Origin of the sequence: Sphingobacterium populi (genome assembly GCF_001586775.1) — a bacterium.
GTDB classification, from domain to species: Bacteria; Bacteroidota; Bacteroidia; order Sphingobacteriales; family Sphingobacteriaceae; genus Sphingobacterium; species Sphingobacterium populi.
The window spans coordinates 929,755-950,587 of sequence record NZ_LQXS01000001.1 but is presented as its reverse complement, the minus strand read 5'-3'; the positions used below and the strand labels follow the sequence as shown (position 1 = coordinate 950,587).

Sequence of the window (20,833 nt, the reverse complement as noted above, 5' to 3'; positions counted from 1 at the left end):
CCTAATTATGAATAACGAATCTCCAGAATTTAAAAAATCCTTAGGTCTGCTCGATGCGACCATGTTGGTAGCCGGCAGCATGATCGGATCGGGTATATTTATCGTATCATCCGATATTGCTCGGCATACTGGATCTGCCGGTTGGTTGATGGTCGTGTGGTTGATTGCTGGATTTATGACCTTGACAGCAGCATTAAGTTATGGCGAACTGAGCGCCATGTTTCCCCGCGCAGGCGGACAATATATTTATCTTAAAGAAGCGTACAGTCCACTCGTAAGTTTCACTTTTGGCTGGACATTTTTTGCGGTTATTCACACAGCAACGATTGCCGCGGTCGGCGTCGCCTTTTCCAAATTTACGGCCTATTTATTTCCCATACTCGACGAAGACGTGATACTCTGGTCGCTGGGAACCTATGAGATTTCCTACGCGCAAGTACTCGCGATCGCCGTTATATTTTTGCTCACCTTCATCAATACGCTGGGCGTGCAAAATGGAAAAACAGTACAAACCATCATTACCATCTTAAAATTGCTAAGCCTTATTTTGTTAGTAAGCTTTGGCTTTTGGGCTTTTGATAGTGAAGTATGGCAATCGAACTGGGCGAGTGAAAATACGTGGCAATTGCAGAACTTGTCGAAAGATGGATCGTACAGCGATTACACCATGATTGGCGCTTTGGGCGCGCTTTCTGCCGCGATGGTAGGGGCTTTGTTTAGTAGTGATTCTTGGCATACTTCTTCCGCAGTGGCAGGCGAAATCAAAAACCCGAAACGTAATATTGGATTGAGCTTAGCGCTTGGTACCATGATCGTTACGGTCGTTTACCTACTTACCAACTTAATGTACACCGGAGTGTTGCCTTTGACTGAAATGGCCGCTGCTCCAAAGGATCGGGTAGCGATGGTGGCGGCACAAGAAATCTTTGGTCCCGTAGGAATTACGATTCTCGCTGTGATGATTATGGTAAGCACCTTTGGTTGTAACAATGGATTGATCCTCGCTGGAGCGCGCATCTATTATTCGATGGCGCAAGATGGTTTGTTTTTTAAGAAAACTGGACAACTAAATAAGAATGCCGTACCAGCTTATGCCTTGTGGTTGCAGGGATTTGTGGCTGCCGCATGGTGTCTTACTGGGCGCTACGGCGATCTCTTGGATATGATTACCTGCGTAGTGGTTATCTTTTACATGCTGTGTATTATTGGTGTGTTTATCCTTCGGAAAAAGCGTCCGGATCTAGAGCGACCATACCGGGCTTTCGGATATCCGATTCTGCCTGCGATTTATATTGTGATGGGCTTGTCCTTTATCGTGTTGCTCGTGATCTACAAACCACAATTCACGTGGCCAGGCATTGGTATTACGCTGGCAGGCATTCCCCTGTATTATTTAATTAAAAAGAAGAATCAAGTACTATGAAACTAACATTCTTTGCCATACTATCTACCTTTTACATCGCCTCAAGCTTTGCACAGGGAACTGCGGCAGATTATGCGCGCTCGAAGGAGTTGCAAGAAAATACGCGTAATAAAGTCTACCAAGTTCCACAACAAATCACTTGGTCCAAAGATGGAAATGCGTTGGCTTACCGCGTACGATTACGCGATGCCGGAAGTACGTATGTATTGGTCGATGCCGCTCGTAAAACCAAGGTGAACGTGGATGCCGCTGCATTGACGACTGCCCTTTCAAAGGAACTGGGTAAAGCCACTCGTCTAGAAGATATATCGGAGCGGGATTTTGAAGTGCTCGACGCGCAAAGAATTAGTTTCTCCGCTGGCAAAAGCATTTGGCAATGGGATAATCAGCAGAAGCAATTAACGAAGCTGAAAGATGCCGATAACGACCGCAATATCAGTTATTGGGGCCGTAAATGGGACGATACGGCCGGAGAACCGATTACTTCTCCGGATGGCAGTTATGATGCTTTCATCAAAAATAATAATGTGTATGTTCGTAAACATGACGAAACGGGTAAAGATGCCGAGCGTAGGCTGACGTACGATGGCAGTCCGGGCGATTATTATTCTTCACGTTTATACTGGTCGGCCGATAGCCGTAAGTTGGCGGTATATCGCGTTCGTAAAGCAGAAGTGCGTCAGCTCACGTTATTAGAATCTTCGCCTTCCGATCAGTTGCAACCCAAATTGCAAACCAGAGATTATGTGAAGCCGGGTGATGCGCTGCCCCAATATCGTCCAACTATTGTAGATATAGAAACGGGCGATATCCAATCCGCAGATCCCACTAAGATTGGTAATCAATTTTCCATTACACCTCCGGTGTGGAACAAAAGCAATACGGCAATCACTTTTGAGTACAATCAACGTGGCCATCAGCGCTATGAAATACTAGAATTGTCTGCCAATACGGGTGCTACCAGAAGCGTGATTGCAGAAGTCAGCCCAACCTTTATCGATTACAGCGGCAAAAAATACCGCAAAGATTTGGAAGATGCAGGCGAGATCATTTGGGCATCCGAGCGCGATGGTTGGAACCATCTTTACTTATTCGATGCGCAAACTGGCAAGATAAAAAACCAAATTACCAAAGGTAATTGGGTCGTACGCGGCGTGGAGTATGTAGACGAAAAAAACCGCGAAATCTATTTTCAAGCAAGCGGCATGAAGGACGGAGAAGATCCTTACTTAGTGCACTATTATGTAATTGGTATGAATGGCAAAGGCTTGCGCGAGCTTACACCAGAACAAGCGCAGCATCAGGCTTATTTCAATGGTACTCATACACAATTTGTAGATGTGTACTCGCGTGCAGACCAAGCCCCAGTAACCGTGTTGCGCGATGCCAAGAACGGTAAAATAATAATGGACTTGGAGAAATCAGATATCAGCGAATTACAAGCAACGGGCTGGCGTGCGCCAGAAGTTTTTCAAGCAAAAGGCCGCGATGGGAAAACGGATATTTGGGGCGTGATTATTCGTCCCTCCAATTTTGATCCAAATAAAAAATATCCGGTAATCGAATACATTTATGCTGGCCCACATAGCGCTTTTGTACCAAAATCATTTTATGCGAATCCTTCAGGAATGCATGAGCTGGCTGAATTGGGCTTTATTGTGGTGCAGATTGATGGTATGGGTACGTCCAACCGCTCTAAAGCGTTTCATGATGTCGCGTGGAAAAACTTGAAAGATGCTGGTTTTCTAGATCGTATTGCTTGGATGCAGACCGCGCAAAAGCAATATCCGTACATGGATCTAGAACGCGTCGGTATTTATGGCACTTCGGCCGGTGGACAATCGTCTACCGCAGGCTTACTTTTCCATCCAGAATTTTACAAGGTTGGTGTTTCATCTTGTGGATGTCACGACAATCGCATGGATAAAATCTGGTGGAATGAGCAGTGGATGGGCTGGCCGATAGGGCCAGAATACGCGGCTTGTTCGAATGTAGAAAACGCACACCTTCTCGAAGGAAAATTATTATTAATAGTGGGTGAGTTAGATGATAATGTAGATCCGGCCTCGACCTATCAATTAGTAGATCAGTTGATCAAACATGGAAAAGATCACGATTTCATTATGGTGCCCGGTATGGGACACTCTTCCGGTGGTGATTTTGGCGAGCGCAAACGACGCGATTACTTCGTAAAACACCTTTTAAAAGTCGATCCACCATCGTGGAACAAAAGTTAACGACGTAGATCGGCCAGCTTCAACGGTAGTTTAATCTATCCCAGAAGCTGGTCGATTTTTTTTGCTTACATTGTAGTACTATAACTATTTATCACCATATCGACGCAACATGAACACGCCTTTAGTATTTCAATTTATTTCCGAACCTTCTGATATTAATTACGGTGGCAAAGTACATGGTGGCAGCGTGATGAAATGGATTGATCAAGCAGGATATGCTTGTGCTAGTACTTGGAGCGGACGATATTGCGTCACCGTATATGTCGGCGGTATTCGCTTTTATCAACCCATCAAAATAGGCCAAATTGTAAAAGTAGAAGCACATGTGATCTACACCGGATCGACAAGTATGCATATTGCGATCAATGTGTTTGCCCGTGATCTGAAAAAGGAAACTTTCGAGAAGAAAACGCACTGCATCATTGTTTTCGTCGCGACCGACGATGAGGGCAAATCGGTGTCCGTCCCCAAGTGGGTTCCTCATACCGAGGAAGAAAAGAAACAAGAAGAATACGCCAAACGCTTGATGGTGCACCGCAAGCAGATCGAAGAGGAGATGAAGCCTTTCTTGTAGTAGCTAGGTGGTGCAGGTAGGAGAGTTGATATTATTTCATTATATTTGGCTATCTACTAGCTATTTATGGTATGTTACGACTATTGTTTTTGTGTTTTCTTATTACAAATTACACCGTTGCTCAAACCGATTCTTTAAAAATGTATCAAGGCAATTTGGAAAGCGTACTTGCGATTTCTGCCGAAGTAGACAAACCTGTGATGCTTTATTACACTGCTGATTGGTGCGCTCCCTGCAAAATGATGGAACGCGATGTGTTTATCGATTCGACTTTGATTGCAGCATTGAATCAAGATTATTTGTTTTATAAAGTTGATTATGATTCTGCCAATGGTAAGAAGTTGAACAAAACATATCGTACAAATGGTATACCTGCATTTTTCGTGCTAGATGAAACAGGCAAGCAGCAGTATTCTTTCACCAGTTATCAGTCTGTACCGGATTTCTTCCAGCGATTAGCAGAAGCAAAAGAGCCTGAAAAATCGCCGTTATTCAAAGCGCAAGCACAATACCTTTCTGGCGATTATGATCTTCCATTCTTGCTCTCGTATATCACACTATTACAGCAATTTCGCCAGCCTAATATTCATGAAGTATATTACAAATTGTGGGATGTAGGAGCTGTAGAGGAGTTAAGTAATGAGGAAGTGATCGCTTTGGCTGAGCGGTATATGATTAGTGATACAACTAAAGACTACCTGTTTGTGAGAGAAAATAGCGATAAGCTGATCGATTTACATGGCGAGGAAACTGTAAAAGCTTTGTTGAAAAGACCTATAGAGTTAAGTCTAGAAAATTATGCTATCGCTGGTGATGTAAAACAGTATACGGAAGCGGCTCAAAAACTAAAATCATCTAATCTGGGCAATGTGGATCGAGCGCTTTACCACGGCGAAAAAACATTATTCTGTGCTACCAAGCAATATGATAATCTAATTGAATTAGTAGAAGCGGATAGTTACGCCACAGCGTTTAAGAAGCCGACAGATCGTTTGCTTGATGGTGTGATGACTGTTTTATTTACAAATATTGAAGACGAAAACTTGGTAAAACAATCACAAGTGTGGATTGGTACTTGTATGCAAGAGGGCGAGAGCAGTCAGGTTTATGCTATTGGTGGTCAGGTAGAGGAGCGCTTGGGTAATCACGACATCGCGATGAATTATTATAAAAAATCGATCGATCTTTTTCATCAAGAAAATCCTGATACGGATATTATCCCGACAGGCTTGCGTAGCTTGATGGATAATTTGAATAAAAAGATGCTGTCAATTGTCAATTAGTATAGCAAGAAAATGATACGATGTGTCTTAGAAAAACGCATTTAACCTTTTATCTGTGCAGCATTCCCATCACAGCCGAATGCATAGCTCCTGATCGGAACCTTTTATGCCATGCTATCTGCTGCGAGAAAATAGTAGATACCCCGAAAACGGAACAAATCTAGCAGATTACAATAGATCGATTTGTCGAGTCACATTTCTTCCCGTATCCTTATTTTTACAGCTATATTCAAAACGTATTTATGAGAAAGATTGTGGTGTTTACAGGAGCGGGTATATCCGCCGAAAGTGGTTTGAAAACCTTCCGCGGAGCGGATGGATTGTGGGAAGGTTATCGGATCGAAGACGTCGCTACACCAGAAGCATGGCAGCGCAATCCAACACTTGTTCAAAACTTTTATAATGTAAGAAGAAAGGCTTGCTTAGCGGCACAGCCTAATGCAGCGCATCAATATCTGGCGGACTTAGCAAAGATAGAGGATGTGCAAATTATCACCCAAAATATTGATGATCTCCATGAGCGCGCTGGTAGTGATCGCGTACTGCATTTGCATGGGCAAATCACGAAGTCGCAGTCTTCCATTGATCCGTCTGCTGTTTATCCGATAGTAGGAGATACGCTCTCGATGGATGATCGTTGTGAGCGTGGCGCGCCGTTAAGGCCGCATGTTGTTTGGTTCGGCGAAGCTGTTCCAGCAATGGATGAAGCAATCGCTCTTGCAGAAGAGGCAGATGTCTTTATCGTAGTCGGTACTTCACTACAAGTATACCCAGCGGCCAACCTTTTATACCACTTGAAGAGTGACTGTACGCTTATTTTTGTAGATCCAAATGCGTCGCAATATGCCGTACCTAGACAAACAATCCTAATTGAGGAAACTGCGGTAAATAGTGTGCAAATTCTTCAAAATATGCTTACCAAATAATATTTTGTGGTATTATTTAATATTTTCATTATAAATATATTACATAAATTATATATATAAATTGTTTATGTCATTGATATTGACAGGTGTTTCTTAGCGGTCAAATGCCAAATAATATTCTGAAAACAAAAAACCTGTTAATCAAAGTATTGTTTAACAGGTTTTTAATAGTAGATATATGAACTAATTATTCATATCTTTTGTAAGCGTCCACAAAACTGCTTCGCATCTGCTGAAAGGTATCTTCTACCTTCTTTAAAAATGCTTCATCTATCAATTCGAACACACCATTCACTCCGCCGATGATATCAGTTTCGGCAATTTTATAGGACTGTTCTAATGTGCCTTGTTCGAATTTGATAATGAACTTTTGGTTCATTCCAAATAGGCTAATCTTGAAAGAAGGATGAGGTAATTCTGCTAATACGCGCATACTAATTGTTGTTAATTTTTTGAAAGATGTCTGCTGTCAATCGGAAAGCATCTAGGCGCTTCTGGTTGTCGAATATGTAATTAGTAGTCATGATTTCATCTGGCTGATAACGCGCAATGAATTCCGATAGTTCGCTTACCAAAGTCGGAGTATCTCCTATAAAAGTACAGCTCACCATGGACTGTACCGCCTGCTCAATTTCGGCAATTCCAGCATAGATAGGTTCTGTCGTTGGAGGTGAAAGCGGCGCTCTGCGATTGGTAATGATGCCGCAAAACATATTGAATAAGCTAGTGGATAAAAGCTGTGCTTCTTCATTAGTATTAGCGGGTATCACATTTGCGCAAATCAAAACGTACGGTTCCTGCAATTGCTCACTGGCTTTAAAATTTGCTCGGTATATCTCAATCGCTTGCCCCAGCATTGCAGGAGCAAAATGTGCTGCAAACGCATAAGGTAATCCAAGTTCGGCTGCTAAATAAGCACTATCTGTACTTGATCCCAAAATCCACAGTGGAATTTCCAGACCTTCGCCCGGAAACGCTCTTACCTTGGATGTATGGTTGTCTGCACTTAGATATTGCTGCAAGGCTTGCACATCGTCTTTGAAATAAAAAGAAGTGTTCAGATTATTACGTCGCAATGCCATGGCCGTTTGCTGATCCGTGCCTGGCGCACGACCCAAACCGATTTCTACACGACCCGGGAAAAGTGTTTCCAGTGTACCAAATTGTTCCGCAATGACTAAAGGTGCGTGATTTGGCAGCATAATGCCGCCAGATCCTACACGGATTTGCTTCGTTTGGCTAGCCACATGTTGTATAAGTAATGAGGTGGCCGAACTCGCAATGTATTCCATATTATGATGCTCAGCCAACCAGATCCGTTCGAATCCGTATTGCTCAGAGGCTTGTGCGCTTTCGACTGTGCGCGCCATAGCACCAGCGAGATTATCGCCTTTTACTACGGTTGCAAGTTCGAGCGTCGAAAATTTTACGTTTTTCATAAATCAAAGATACGAGCCTAAAGCGCCTTGTATCGTCTCGTTATCGTCACAATTGTTCTTCCTGTTAGTCAGCGAAATGTCAATACCTTAATCCCTTTCCGAGATTAATCTCCCGCATTTTTTTGTAACCATTCGGTGCGGCGCTGGTCTGCCAATGGCGTAATTTTAAATTGCTCGAATTTCACGTCAAATCCATCACCATCTGGACAAGCGGCCATCACACCAACTTTGACGGGATGATTGTCTTGCAACCACGCATTGCGCATCATGGTGTATGTTTTGTCATCAAAGGAATAGAACACTTCCACCGCGTCCAGTCTGCGTATGGCCTTGATCCAGACAAACGGTATGGCTTTATCGATAGGTACGATACTCCAATCACTTGTTTTGTGTGTTACTACGGCGCTTAGATTGTATTTGCCGTCTACAAATTCGATTCCCGCTTTGATGTAGTTTTCGTGATCGATGCGAAGCATTAATCCAGCTTGATCAAATCTAGCTTCGTAATCTGCTGATATTTTAACCTTCACTTCAAATTCTCCACCACGTTCGGTATAATAAAATGGTGCGTCATCGACTGTGAAACCATAATGCGAGATTCGCCAATAATCGCTTTTCGGAGTTACGAACATTTGCAAGGTTTCATTTTCTATTTCCCACTTGCTCGGTTCATTAAACCAAGTCATCTTTTCCAATTTTTGCGCAGCAACTTCGGTAGAAAATGAAGTAAGGATAATTACAATGGTCAAGATGACAATAATTCTCAATTTGTTCATGTATTTGTAGATAGTTTAATATATTTACGATGTTATTAAAATTTGCACAGTAAAGCAAGTCTTGATAATCTATGAACCAAAATCTACGCTAACAACAAACATATTAACATGTACCAACAAATGATTAAATCCTCGGTGCTGGGAACGGTGCTTTTCATGCTGAGCGTCTCTCCAAACAACACTTTTGCGCAACAACCACAACAAGCTAAAAAAGAAATCGGATTACAGTTGTACTCTGTTCGCAGTATGCTAGGAAGCCATGTTGACCCAAAATCGTACAATGCGGATTACGTCAATGTATTGCAAAAATTAGCCGATATGGGCTATACTTCGGTCGAGACAGCCGGATTTCGCGATGGAAAATTTTACAATACTGCCCCGGAAGACTTTAAACAAAAAGTGGAATCTGTTGGTATGAAAGTTTTGTCTTCGCACGTAGCAAGACCGCTATCTGCCGAAGAAGTGGCAAACGAAGATTTTACGAAAGCACTAGCGTGGTGGGCTACGACTATCCAAGCACACAAAACTGCTGGAATGAGCTATATCGTCACGCCATGGATGGATGTGCCAAAAACGATAAAAGAGCTAGCTGTGCATTGTCGCTATCTGAATGAGGTTGGAAAATTATGCAAAGAGCAAGGAATCAAATATGGCTATCACAATCACGCGCACGAGTTTAGAAAAGTAGAAGATCAAGCGGTGATGTACGATTATATGATCGAGAATACGGATCCAGAGTTTGTCTTTTACGAGATGGACGTATATTGGGCGGTGATAGGCAATGCTAGTCCAGTAGAATATTTCAAGAAATATCCAAATCGTTTTACAACACTACATATCAAAGACCACAAAGAGATCGGTCAAAGCGGGATGGTCGGCTTCGATGCGATCTTTCGCAATGCAGATGCGGCTGGATTAAAACATATCTTCGTGGAACTTGAAGAAGTGAGTGGTGACTTAGAGCAAGGTTTAAAAGAAAGCATTGATTACTTGCAGCAAGCGGACTTTGTAAAAGCGAGCTACGCTAAATAAAAGCAAAAAATTATCAGCACCTCTTTTTTACCGTCTTTCGCAGACCAGCACTGTGAGTGCATCTTCCAGATCGGTGGTAAAGAAGAGGTGTATTTGACCTCCATCCTGAATCTTAAATTTCTTGCGGATTTCTTCTACCTTTAGTGGAAAGTTACGCGTGGTAATATTGGCTTTCGCAAAGGTTTTTTTACGTTTGAGATCGCCAAATGGAAATACTTCCATAATCTCAAAAGCCTTGCCCGGAAAATCAGAAATCAAATTGTCTGACGTGTATAAGTGGGAGTGAAGGTGTAATTTTCCGAGTTGATATTCCTTGGCTACGCTCTTAAATGCGCCCGCTTTTACCACACTCACATCGGGTTCATACAAAAAGCGTTGTGGTGTGCGGTATTCACTTCGTAATGATTTCTCCTCTACCATCCTAAACGAAAATTCCTGTAACTGATCCTTGAAAAGGCGGATGGCAGAAATCAATGGATCGCCTTCAAAGCCCCGTTTTTGAATAAACAGGAGTTCCTTGCAGTCATTATCTAAACTGATCACATATACATTCGTTACATGTTTTAGTGAGCGCAATGCTTGCGTAATGTCTAATAGCGGAGAAACCTTGGTAATAATGCGATCGGATTTGGCAAAAAACAGCTCCTGCAGAGCCACGATATTCGGCTCACAGTCTTCTAGTAAGAAAACTTTGCTCTGGCTCACGCGGCGCGAAGGATCGATGTAAATGTAATCAAAGCTATCGTCGGCCTGCTCTTGCAAATAGGCAATGCCGTCTCCAGAGATGCAATGCAGATTTTTAACACCCAAGACTTGTGCATTGTGCGCCACGATCTCCGACAAATTTTCGTTCAACTCGCAGTGCGTCACTTGTTCAGCGTGCTGCGCCATATAGCAGCTATCTACACCAAAACCACCCGTTAGATCGACCACGCGAGCTCCTTTGCGAATAATCTGTTGTTTGATCAAGGCGGTATGCTCGGATGAACATTGCTCCAAATTGAGTTTCGGAGGATAGACGATCTGCTCGCTAAAAGCCCATGTGGGCAACTTGGATACGCAACGTTGCCAACCGTCGATTTGAGCAGCCAATTCGCTTGAGCTCACATCCGAAAAAGGGCTTTTGCGCAACGCAATAGTTGCGGGCAACTCCTGACGATGCGCCTGGATATAGTTTTGTACATCAGCCTGTAGCAGTCGATTATTCATCTTTTTTCTTCACCAGCATCTGGCAGGTATAACTGTCTTTTAATTCGCGAACGATTTCTTTGCCCACCAATACCCGATCGATGGTTTGCTGATTGTAGTACCGAATAGTAATTAATTCTAGTCCAGCCGAAACGCTCACCTTGTAGCGCTTCTGCAAATCTTCCATGAGTTGCCACACATTCTCGCCGGTATCGTCAATGCTGACGCAGAAGCTGATGGCGCTGTTGTGCATCATATTTACCTTAATACGGTTTTGGTGAAAGGTATTGAAAATGTGCCCCAGATTGTCCTCTACGATGAAGGAAAAATCTAGCGGCTGTATATTGACCAATACCTGATTTACCTTAAAGATAAAAGAAGGAATTGGTAATGTTTGATGCGTAGCGCGAATCTGCGTGCCCGGCTGAGTAGGATCTAAAAAAGAGCGTACATTAAGCGGTATTTGCGTGTTTTGTAGCGGTTTTATGGTTTTTGGGTGAATCACCGTTGCCCCATAATACGTCAACTCGATCGCATCGGTATACGACAACTCAGGAATTAACTCCGTTTCATTAAACCATTTTGGATCGGCATTCAGCACGCCCGGTACATCTTTCCAAATCGTGAGATCTTGTGCTCGGAGGCACGATGCAAAGATCGCAGCACTGTAGTCCGAACCTTCGCGACCCAATGTCGTCGTGAAGTTTTCGGAGGTAGATCCAATGAATCCTTGTGTGATGATGATCTCTTTTTCTAGTATTGTTGGAATATCACGACGAATTTTATCTTCCGTCTTGGCCCAATCTACCGTGCCTTCCATATATCGGTTGTCGGTAAATATGTAATCGCGTGCATCTACCCAGCGAATAGCAAACCCAACATGTTGACAATATGCTGCGATGATTTTGGTCGACAAGATCTCGCCCAAAGACACGATTTGGTCGTACAAATAATCGTACGCATCTTGTGGCTCTTCCTCTAATATCCATTCGGCTTCTACTAAGGTATTGACCACATCATCAAAAATGGGATGATTCTTGTCCGCAAACAAGTCATGCAAAATACTCAGGTGCTCGGAGCGTACCTGTTCCAATGCTTCGAAGGGATCACCTTCTCGATGAAAATAACGATCTACTACTTCAGACAGCTTATTGGTGGTTTTGCCGATGGCTGATACAACGACCAATAGTCCATTGACTTTATAGGTATCGATAATGGTCGCTACATTGCGAATATTTTCTGCACTTTTCACCGAAGCGCCACCAAATTTAAATACTTGCATGAATCTTTAAAAAAGTTAAGGATGTACTGTTTTTATTTCCTGAATGAATTGTTGCCCTTTGGCGGTCAATAGATCTTTCAGCTGATCATAGGGAATATGGAACTGTGTCACACCCTCGGCATAAGCCTTTATTTCATACGGATTGTATTGGAAGGCTAACCCTTCTTTGTCAAACGCGAAATTATCTGGCAGGGCAAATACGCCTTCATCAAAAAAGTAGCGATCCGTTAGCGGCGTATCTGGCGCCAAGTCTTCGACTTCGCGAAAACGCGCTTCCGCCAATGCGATGAACTTTTGTTGCTGATCTGCTGCTACGATATCTTGGAGCACTAAAGGTTTTCCTGTTTGAAGATCGTAATTGTCATACAGTTCGGCAAAGTTACCATGCGCTCCGCCTGTGTACTCGATCAGCGTTTTACTAATCACCAATAAAGTTGGCGTGTATAGCATGACGCGACCACGAATATCCTGAAACCAGGCATGGGTGAGTTCGGGCTGCTGCGCTTCTTCGACATAACTATCGTAGTCTGCTAAGAAAGATTCTCCCATATGCTCCAAATCAGCTCGATCTTTGACTGCCATCGATTGCATGATCAACGCGTTAAATTGCGTATCATCCGAGGTTGGGTAGCTTGCTCTAAAATATGCTGTATCGTACTGATCGCCACGTGATTGATAGTACGGACTCGTTTGAAAATACTCGGTTGTACGGTATGGCACTGTATCGACTGCAGATATGCTGTCGGAATGCGGTGCTGCACGATCGCCCGTAGGTGATTGGCAGGCTATTAAAGTAAACAGGGTTAAGAGTACAATCAAGTTTCGAGTCATAACTTAGAGATTATTTAAAGCGGTATTGCATATATCGGTACTAACCCTCTGATGCTTTGAAATGTTTTGTAACACGTTTGCCAAAGAGCGTACTTCCTACGCGGATCATATTGCTCCCTTGCTCAATAGCGATGTTATAATCTGACGACATACCCATAGAAAGCGTATCAAAAGTGTCTGTTTTTCGGAAAAAACTTACTTTAAGGCCGTCAAAAAGCATTTTTAATTCATAAAACTCTTCCTTGATATGCTTCTCATTGTCTGTATTTGTAGCAATACCCATCAGTCCGCGAATGCGGATGTGTTGCAATTCGCTTAGCGACTCATCGCGTAAAACTTCAATGAGCTCGGCATGGTCAAAACCAAACTTTGCATCTTCGTCGGCAATATGTACCTGCAGCAAGCAGTCAATCACGCGATTATTTTTGACAGCATGTTTATTTATCTCTTTCAAGAGATTGAGTGAGTCTACCGATTGGATCATAGTAATAATGGTGCAATGTATTTGACCTTATTGGATTGTAAGTGCCCAATGAGGTGCCATTCGATATCTTTGGGTAGCGCCTCCTGTTTTGCCACTAATTCCTGCACCATATTTTCGCCAAATATGCGCTGTCCAGCTTCGTATGCTTCCAATATTTCTTCGTTGGATTTCGTTTTAGATACGGCAATTAAGGTTACATCTTGTGCCTTTAGTTCATTTTGCAAGGCCTCTACATTATTTCTTATACTCATTTTCTTTGCATTTATTAACGCGCAATAGGATAGGCATTATTCGCCCGAATTGCTAAATTTGTACAAATTTACAAAATGCGTGCTTCATTCTTTGTGTTGATCCCCTTGATTTTACTGCTGACCTCTTGTTTCGATAAAAGGCCAGCCGGAATATTGAAGGAAGATCAAGTGACTAAACTACTTACTGATGTACACATGCTGGATGGCTACCTGCAAACATTGCCGATTGATAGTTCGCAAAAGGTGATCGATACGCTATACAAGCAACTTTTTGCGCGTTATGGGCTAGATTCGGTTGCTTTTGAGCGTAATCTGGACTATTACTATTCCGATCCATTGCTTACGGAGAAAATTTATGGAAATATTCAGCAAAAACTAACGGAGGCGGAGCGGAGTTCTAGTAGAGCGGATTCCTTGCGTTATGCGGTGGAACGTGATAGTTTGAATCGGATAGCACATTTTATGCGTTTGATGGATGTGAAACGAGATCTTTTAACATTTTACCCAGATTCTGGTCATCGCTTCGACTACGATATGTACAAGGAGAGTGTTTATAGGCCAAGTGGCTTGGGCTATCTGTGGAGGCGAACGGAGCTAAAGCCGTTTGCAACTTCTGAACCAAATCGAGTAGATTCGATTCAATAGGAAAGTGAAGTTATCGAATCAATAGTGGCACGCTAAATTATTTTTGATCAGTATAATCTATGATATATCCTATTAATGCAGCTGACAAGCTGGGTTTTCTTGAGATCAAAGAATTGGTGCGGCAGAAGTGTTTGAGCGAACCAGCGCGTGAATTGGTAAGCAAAATTCAGCCGCAAGTAAATCCTGAGCAAATTCAGAAATTTTTACACCAAACTGCTGAGTTTAAAACTTTGTTGCAGACGGACGATCCGCTGCCGATCGATCATATGTATCCGATTCGCCCTTTGATAGAGAAAGCTCGTGTAGAAGGTGCTTTTTTACTGGAAGAAGAGTTTCATCGTGTTCTTTTATCACTGCGTACGGTTTTTGCGTTGATTCGTTATTTCAAAGAGCGGAAGGGACAGTATGCGCATCTTGATATGCTATTTGAGCATCTCACGATTGAAAATTCAATCGTTCGTGCGATCGAACAGGTGATTGATGATCGGGGCAAAATGAAGGAAAATGCTTCAAGGCTTCTGTTGGATGTAAGTCAGCAAATTCAGAAAAGTGAACAGGAAGCGCGAAAGCGTTTGGAGTCGGTCTTCAAGACGGCGCAAAACAACGGTTGGACTGCTGATGGTAATTTAACCATCCGTGATGGCAGATTGTGTATTCCTATTCTGGCAGAGAATAAACGGAAAGTAAAAGGCTTAATCCATGATGAATCAGCTACTGGACAAACTGCTTATATAGAGCCAGAAGAAGTGTTTCACTTAAATAATAAAGTAAGGGATTTAGAGTTTGCGCGTCGTAGAGAAATTGTCCGTATTTTGACGGAATTAACCAATTCATTGCGCCCGCATATTCCATTACTACAATCCTATCACGGCTTGCTTACGAAGCTAGATTTCGTGCGCGCCAAAGCACTATTTGCAATTGATACTGAAGCAGCATTGCCAGAAATTTTAAAGACGGCAGAAATTAGTTTGGTCAATGCGCGGCATCCCTTATTATTCTTAAGTGCCAAGGCAGAAGGGAATCATACCATTGTGCCATTGAATATTAAAATGGATGAGCACGATCGCGTAATCTTAGTTTCTGGTCCTAATGCGGGCGGTAAATCAGTTTGTATGAAGACTGTTGGATTACTGCAATTGATGTTTCAGTCTGGATTATTAATCCCTGCCGATGGCAACTCGAAAATGGGGATTTTCAAGCAAATTTTTGCCGATATCGGTGATGATCAATCAATCGAAAGTGATTTGAGTACCTATAGTGCTCACTTATCGAAGATGAAGCATTTTACACAATTTGCAAATGCTAGAACTTTGGTGCTGATCGATGAGTTTGGTACAGGTACAGATCCGCAATTTGGAGGGCCAATTGCCGAAGCCGTTTTGGAAGTATTGAATAACAAGAATGTCCGCGGTGTGATTACCACGCACTATTCCAACCTCAAAGTATTTGCCAGTGATACCGCCGGCTTGGAAAATGCTTCCATGTTATTTGATAATGCAGCGATGAAACCTTTATATATTTTGCAGATCGGCAAACCAGGAAGTTCATACGCGTTGGAAATTGCGCAGAATATCGGCCTACCCAAGGAAGTTGTACGACTTGCAAAAGCTAAAATTGGCGAGCATCAGCAAAATGTGGAATCGTTATTGGTCAATCTAGAACGTGATAAAAAAGAGATTGTCGACACTAAAGCAGCAATTCTGAAACGCGAAAAGGAGTTGTTGATCAAGCAGCAAGAGTACGAAGAGCTGCGAGATTATGTAGATACCAACAGGCGAGAACTACTGAAGCAAGCGAAGGAAGAAGCGCGGCAAATATTAAAAGATGCTAATAAGCTGGTAGAAAATACCATTGCAGATATAAAATTGGCGCAGGCGGATAAAGAAAGAACACGCGAAATTCGGTCTGCATTACATCAAGCAATAGATAAGCATAGTCCAGCTAAGTCGATTGTTAAGAAGCAATTAATAAAGTCAGATCCTGTCGTAGATCAAAACTTGAACGTAGGAGACTGGGTGCGGTTGCTCGATTCGGGTAATGAAGCGCAGGTGATCGAAATTGCTAAAAACAAAAATCTGATTCTAGCATTGGGCGAGTTGCGCACCGTGGTAAAACCAGCTAAAGTGGAGAAACTTCAAGGTAAGGAGAAGAAAAAAGCCGCGAAGCGTATCGGCTCTGTATCGACCGGCGACGCTGCTGATTTTAGTCCGGAATTGGATATTCGCGGCATGCGAACCGATGACGCGATGAATCAGCTGGAGCTCGTTTTAGATCGCGCGGTCATGATCGGCTATCCATCTTTGAAGATCGTACATGGTAAAGGCGATGGTATTTTAAGAAAGTTTGTGCGTGAGTATTTACGGAAATACAGTCATATTTCTCACTTTGAGGACGAACATGCTGATCGGGGCGGAGACGGTATCACGTATGCTTACATTAAGTAAATCTGCTAAATAGATGCACTAGAGTAGTTTAGATTGACTATAAATTAATGGCGATGCGTATTCATCGCCATTTTTTTTTCCACATTTTTCGAGAGGTGCTTTTTACAAATTGGTAATTAGTTCCTTTATATTTTAACATATTTTTAACACTTGTACCTGAGTTGTTGTGAATATTTCCAAATTTTAGCCATCTCATCACACGATGCTACTTATCAACATTTAAGGATAGTGTAAATCCAATATTAAGTTTATGTTAAGGCGTTGATTTACTGATCACTCTTCTTAATTTTGCGATGCATTTATTTTATGAAACAACAAACTATGAAGAGATCATTACTTTTCTTTGCGTTAGTTCTAGCCAGCTATGGAACTATCCAAGCGCAGGTCACGACGAGTAGTGTTACGGGGATTGTAACACAATCATCGGGGCAAGCAACACCAGGTGCTACGATCCGAGCCGTGCACACGCCATCTGGTACGACTTACTCCAGTGCAGCTAACGATGCTGGACGTTTTAACTTAGCCAATATGCGCGTTGGTGGTCCTTACCGCATTGAGGTTACTTATGTAGGACAGGATCCAGTGGTTTACGAAAATGTTTACCTACAATTAGGTCAACCTTTCGTATTGAATGCGGTGTTTGGTGAAGGTATGACCAATCTTGATGAGATTGCTGTAACCGGACCAAGTCGTATCAACACAGCTCGCACAGGTGCTTCTACTGCTATCGGACAAAAGCAATTAAAAGAACTTCCTCAAGTAAATCGTAGCATTATCGATTTTACGCGTTTAACACCGCAGGCCAATGGAACTTCATTTGCAGGTCGTGATGCTCGTTATAATAATGTTCAAATCGATGGTGCCAACTTTAATAACGGTTTTGGTACAGACTCCAACAATCCTCTACCGGGTGGTGGTTCACAACCGATTTCTTTAGATGCGATCGAGCAGATTACCGTGAACATCGCGCCTTATGATGTGACGCAATCCGGTTTCACAGGTGCGGGTATCAATGCGATTACGCGTAGCGGTTCAAACCGCGTTGAGGGATCCGCTTATTACTTTTTGCAAAATCAGAACTTGCAAGGCCGCCGTATTGGTGATGTAACGCTGCCACGTGTTGATGCTGCTAATCGCAATTATGGTTTTAGATTAGGTGGACCTATCGTAAAAGACAAATTATTTTTATTTATCAATGCAGAGCGCGAAGAATCTACTGGAGCGAATGCTTCTGGAGCCAACTTGTGGCGTCCGTCTGAAGATGGTGTAGCCAATCCAGAAGAAAATATTGCTCGCACACGTAGATCTGATCTAGAACTAGTTCGTAATCATCTTATCAACCAATGGGGATATGATCCAGGACGATATGAAGGATATGCCAACGAAGCTTCACAAAATAGTACTAAATTCTTAGCGAGATTAGACTGGAACATTGATGATGTACACAAGTTAGCGGTACGCTATAACCAAGTGATTGGCAACTCAATGCAAGTAGCCAACGCTACTTCGGGTCCACGTCCGAGAGCAGCAGGTGCGTATAGCCGTGTAGGTCAAAACTCCATCACGTTCGAGAACGGGAATTACGCATTTCAGAACGTAGTTCGTTCCATTACTGCAGAATTAAACAGTAACTTCAGTTCAAGATTAAATAACCAATTCTTAGCTACTTATACTCGTATTCAGGATACGCGTACAACTCCAAGTAATCAGTTGTTTCCATTTGTAGACATCGGTGATGGTACGCATGTCAATAATTCGAGCCCTCATCAGAATTATATGAGTTTTGGTACTGAGTTATTCTCTCATAACAATGATGTTATTAATAATAACTACTCCTTTATCAATAACTTAACCTTATCTGCTGATAAACACAACTTTACTTTTGGTGCAGCATTCGAGATTCAGAATTTCGGAAACAGTTTTACCAGAATGGGAACATCGTATTACCGTTATCGTTCTGTAGAAGATTTCTTGACTACAGGTGGACCTAACGAAGTTGCTCCTATTATGTTTGGTTTGACTTATCCTTATGATGGTCAAGACACTTATTCTCGCATCAACTTCGGTCAAGCATCATTGTACGCACAAGATCGTTGGACGGCTACAGACAAATTAACGATTACGTACGGTGTTCGTGCGGAGTTGCCGATCTATATGAACAAGCTTACGGCAAATCCATCGATCGACGCTTTGCGCCTTCAAGATGTAAACGGTATGCCAACGAACTACAACTCTGGATTGTGGCCTAAATCACAATTGCTGGTATCTCCTCGTTTTGGCGTGAATTATGACGTTTTCGGAGATCGTAGCTTAGTGCTTCGCGGAGGTACTGGTTTCTTCTCAGGTCGTGTACCATTCGTTTGGTTGACGAACATGCCAACAGGTGCTGGAGTACTACAGAACACCATCGAACCTGGAACATATGGCGAGGTGGAGCCATGGATAGGAAATGTTAGATTTAACACCGATCCGTATTTTCACTTGAACAATGTGCCTGAAGGTGCTGAGAATGTATTTATTAGATCACCACGTGAAGGTGCTCCAGGTACTTTCTCTTTAGTAGATCGTAACTTTAAGATGCCAATGGTGTGGCGTACAAGTTTAGGAGCTGATTATAAAATTCCAAACTCACCGTTTGTGGTAACTGGAGACTTCTTGTATACGCGCGATATAAACGCTGTGTTTCAGTTCGGCTCTAACCTAAGAGCACCTAATACTTACTTAAATTATGGATCATCGGGTGAACCAGGAGATTTCGGAGATAATCGTGCGTACCATCCAAATGGAGCGACGGCCTTTAATCCAGCAATTGGTGCGAACAATGGTACCGTGCTAACTAATACCAATGTTAAAGGTTATGCATTGAGTGCTACTGTGGGTTTAAGCGTTCCAAACTATAACGGTTTTAGCGGTAGCGTTTTCTATACCTACTCTGACTCGAAAGATGTCACTGGAAACTCAGGTTCAAGCGCTAGTTCAGCATGGGGTGCATCTGCAAATATTAATGGTCCAAACGATCAAATGTTACATATATCATCATTCGCTATTCCGCACAGATTGGTAGCAAATTTGAGTTACCGTTTCGAATATGCTAATGCCTTAGCTACCACTGTAGGAGTTTATTACAATGGTTCGCACCAAGGAAGATTCTCTTACATTTATTCGAATGATATTAATGGTGATGGACAAACAGCTGATCTTATTTATATGCCAAGACTAACTTCTTCTTTAAACTTCCAGGATTATACCATCACGTTTAAGGATGATGATGATAATGAACAATCTAGGACATTTACAAGCGCAGATCAAGCAGCTGCTTTTGATTTGTATGCGTCAGAGAATGGTTTGGATAAATATAGAGGCCAGTATTTGCCAAGAAATGGCTTTTTGAGACCTTGGTTGAATCGCTTTGATGTTCGTATCCTACAAGATATCTACACTAACATTGGTCCACGTAGGCATTCATTACAGTTTAGCGCTGATATTATAAACTTCGGTAACCTGTTGAACAAAGCTTGGGGTATTCAAGAGAATTTAAATACTGCTGAACAATTACTAAGCGTTAATGGTGGTGTTTCTCCAGAAGGTGTGCCTGCAGCTTTTAGATTGCGTAATGTCAACAATCAGTTGGTAACGACACCTTTCCAAAATGCAAGTAATTTTAGTACTACGTATCAAATTATGTTTGGATTACGTTATACTTTCTAGAATTAAACTTCATTAAGGGGTATTTTTAAAAACCGGGCTATATGCTCGGTTTTTTTTGTGATACTCGATTCAATGAATGCTCCCTAAATTAGCCTGCAAGTACATTCTTATTAATTTAAAAGTTAATAAATTTTTAATGTTTAATCTGTGTTTAATTATTAATTTTGTTTCGAAATTAATTTAAGCATAAAGTTTGGTTGTTTCTTCTTGTCTAATTGTAGGCTTTATAGATGTTGTAAATAGTACCTATTGTCGCAATATAAGCACTTAAAGAAAATTAAACCGTAAAACATTAACTATTATTATAACC

General features: G+C 42.2%; 15 protein-coding genes and 1 pseudogene. 9 read left to right on the top strand and 7 right to left on the bottom strand.

The window, feature by feature from the left end; translation table 11 throughout:
- Positions 1–7: 7 nt before the first annotated feature.
- The 5 genes from A0125_RS03795 (at position 8) to A0125_RS03775 (ending at position 6,443) form a co-directional block, all read left to right on the top strand.
- Positions 8–1,423, top strand: a complete 1,416-nt coding sequence (locus A0125_RS03795) for an APC family permease (protein ID WP_066752272.1) — start codon at positions 8–10, stop codon at positions 1,421–1,423.
- Positions 1,420–3,660, top strand: a complete 2,241-nt coding sequence (locus A0125_RS03790; RefSeq protein ID WP_066752269.1) for a S9 family peptidase — start codon at positions 1,420–1,422, stop codon at positions 3,658–3,660. The genes A0125_RS03795 and A0125_RS03790 overlap by 4 nt, the downstream gene beginning before the upstream one ends.
- Before the next feature lie 109 nt (positions 3,661–3,769).
- On the top strand, positions 3,770–4,234 hold the full coding sequence (locus A0125_RS03785) for an acyl-CoA thioesterase (protein ID WP_066752266.1): 465 nt from the start codon (positions 3,770–3,772) through the stop codon (positions 4,232–4,234).
- A gap of 140 nt (positions 4,235–4,374) precedes the next feature.
- Entirely contained in the window at positions 4,375–5,517 is a 1,143-nt protein-coding gene (locus A0125_RS03780) for a thioredoxin family protein (protein ID WP_197464762.1), read from the top strand.
- 242 nt (positions 5,518–5,759) lie between these two features.
- On the top strand, positions 5,760–6,443 hold the full coding sequence (locus A0125_RS03775; RefSeq protein ID WP_066752260.1) for an SIR2 family NAD-dependent protein deacylase: 684 nt from the start codon (positions 5,760–5,762) through the stop codon (positions 6,441–6,443).
- A 187-nt stretch (positions 6,444–6,630) separates the two neighbouring features.
- Here A0125_RS03775 and A0125_RS03770 read toward each other — a convergent pair whose 3' ends face one another.
- The 3 genes from A0125_RS03770 to A0125_RS03760 form a co-directional block, all read right to left on the bottom strand.
- Positions 6,631–6,876, bottom strand: a complete 246-nt coding sequence (locus A0125_RS03770) for a hypothetical protein (RefSeq protein ID WP_066752257.1) — start codon at positions 6,874–6,876, stop codon at positions 6,631–6,633.
- Position 6,877: 1 nt separating this feature from the next.
- Positions 6,878–7,882, bottom strand: coding sequence for an LLM class flavin-dependent oxidoreductase (locus A0125_RS03765; RefSeq protein ID WP_066752254.1), 1,005 nt, complete (start codon positions 7,880–7,882; stop codon positions 6,878–6,880).
- Positions 7,883–7,986: 104 nt separating this feature from the next.
- Positions 7,987–8,658, bottom strand: coding sequence for a DUF1349 domain-containing protein (locus tag A0125_RS03760; RefSeq protein WP_066752251.1), 672 nt, complete (start codon positions 8,656–8,658; stop codon positions 7,987–7,989).
- Positions 8,659–8,766: 108 nt separating this feature from the next.
- Here A0125_RS03760 and A0125_RS03755 point away from each other — a divergent pair, with 108 nt between their 5' ends.
- A complete protein-coding gene (locus A0125_RS03755) occupies positions 8,767–9,690 on the top strand; it encodes a sugar phosphate isomerase/epimerase family protein (RefSeq protein WP_197464761.1) in 924 nt (307 codons plus the stop codon).
- Between the two features lie 27 nt (positions 9,691–9,717).
- Here the strand turns inward: A0125_RS03755 and A0125_RS03750 are convergent, their stop codons facing one another.
- The 4 genes and pseudogenes from A0125_RS03750 to A0125_RS03735 all read right to left on the bottom strand — a co-directional run bounded on the left by A0125_RS03750 (position 9,718) and on the right by A0125_RS03735 (position 13,726).
- Entirely contained in the window at positions 9,718–10,899 is a 1,182-nt protein-coding gene (locus A0125_RS03750; protein ID WP_066752245.1) for a class I SAM-dependent methyltransferase, read from the bottom strand.
- On the bottom strand, positions 10,892–12,160 hold the full coding sequence (locus A0125_RS03745) for an aspartate kinase (protein WP_066752242.1): 1,269 nt from the start codon (positions 12,158–12,160) through the stop codon (positions 10,892–10,894). Before A0125_RS03745 ends, A0125_RS03750 begins: the two co-directional genes overlap by 8 nt.
- Before the next feature lie 15 nt (positions 12,161–12,175).
- On the bottom strand, positions 12,176–12,991 hold the full coding sequence (locus A0125_RS03740; RefSeq protein ID WP_066752239.1) for a DUF3298 and DUF4163 domain-containing protein: 816 nt from the start codon (positions 12,989–12,991) through the stop codon (positions 12,176–12,178).
- Between the two features lie 40 nt (positions 12,992–13,031).
- Positions 13,032–13,726: pseudogene (locus A0125_RS03735) on the bottom strand (YggS family pyridoxal phosphate-dependent enzyme).
- Between the two features lie 75 nt (positions 13,727–13,801).
- Here A0125_RS03735 and A0125_RS03730 point away from each other — a divergent pair.
- The 3 genes from A0125_RS03730 (at position 13,802) to A0125_RS03720 (ending at position 20,523) form a co-directional block, all read left to right on the top strand.
- The gene (locus tag A0125_RS03730; RefSeq protein ID WP_066752236.1) at positions 13,802–14,371 is read left to right on the top strand and encodes a DUF4296 domain-containing protein; all 570 of its coding nucleotides are present in this window, start codon (positions 13,802–13,804) and stop codon (positions 14,369–14,371) included.
- 59 nt (positions 14,372–14,430) lie between these two features.
- Positions 14,431–16,815 (top strand): endonuclease MutS2, encoded by a 2,385-nt coding sequence (locus tag A0125_RS03725; RefSeq protein ID WP_066752234.1) that lies wholly within the window; start codon positions 14,431–14,433, stop codon positions 16,813–16,815.
- A 321-nt stretch (positions 16,816–17,136) separates the two neighbouring features.
- Positions 17,137–20,523, top strand: a complete 3,387-nt coding sequence (locus tag A0125_RS03720; RefSeq protein WP_066752745.1) for a TonB-dependent receptor — start codon at positions 17,137–17,139, stop codon at positions 20,521–20,523.
- Positions 20,524–20,833: the final 310 nt, after the last annotated feature.

Bases quoted from the DNA above. Each gene is read 5' to 3' on its own strand.
- A0125_RS03795 (WP_066752272.1), top strand. From the start codon at position 8: ATGAATAACGAATCTCCAGAATTTAAAAAATCCTTAGGTCTGCTCGAT.
- A0125_RS03790 (WP_066752269.1), top strand. From the start codon at position 1,420: ATGAAACTAACATTCTTTGCCATACTATCTACCTTTTACATCGCCTCA.
- A0125_RS03785 (WP_066752266.1), top strand. From the start codon at position 3,770: ATGAACACGCCTTTAGTATTTCAATTTATTTCCGAACCTTCTGATATT.
- A0125_RS03780 (WP_197464762.1), top strand. From the start codon at position 4,375: ATGTATCAAGGCAATTTGGAAAGCGTACTTGCGATTTCTGCCGAAGTA.
- A0125_RS03775 (WP_066752260.1), top strand. From the start codon at position 5,760: ATGAGAAAGATTGTGGTGTTTACAGGAGCGGGTATATCCGCCGAAAGT.
- A0125_RS03770 (WP_066752257.1), bottom strand. From the start codon at position 6,876: ATGCGCGTATTAGCAGAATTACCTCATCCTTCTTTCAAGATTAGCCTA.
- A0125_RS03765 (WP_066752254.1), bottom strand. From the start codon at position 7,882: ATGAAAAACGTAAAATTTTCGACGCTCGAACTTGCAACCGTAGTAAAA.
- A0125_RS03760 (WP_066752251.1), bottom strand. From the start codon at position 8,658: ATGAACAAATTGAGAATTATTGTCATCTTGACCATTGTAATTATCCTT.
- A0125_RS03755 (WP_197464761.1), top strand. From the start codon at position 8,767: ATGTACCAACAAATGATTAAATCCTCGGTGCTGGGAACGGTGCTTTTC.
- A0125_RS03750 (WP_066752245.1), bottom strand. From the start codon at position 10,899: ATGAATAATCGACTGCTACAGGCTGATGTACAAAACTATATCCAGGCG.
- A0125_RS03745 (WP_066752242.1), bottom strand. From the start codon at position 12,160: ATGCAAGTATTTAAATTTGGTGGCGCTTCGGTGAAAAGTGCAGAAAAT.
- A0125_RS03740 (WP_066752239.1), bottom strand. From the start codon at position 12,991: ATGACTCGAAACTTGATTGTACTCTTAACCCTGTTTACTTTAATAGCC.
- A0125_RS03730 (WP_066752236.1), top strand. From the start codon at position 13,802: ATGCGTGCTTCATTCTTTGTGTTGATCCCCTTGATTTTACTGCTGACC.
- A0125_RS03725 (WP_066752234.1), top strand. From the start codon at position 14,431: ATGATATATCCTATTAATGCAGCTGACAAGCTGGGTTTTCTTGAGATC.
- A0125_RS03720 (WP_066752745.1), top strand. From the start codon at position 17,137: ATGAAGAGATCATTACTTTTCTTTGCGTTAGTTCTAGCCAGCTATGGA.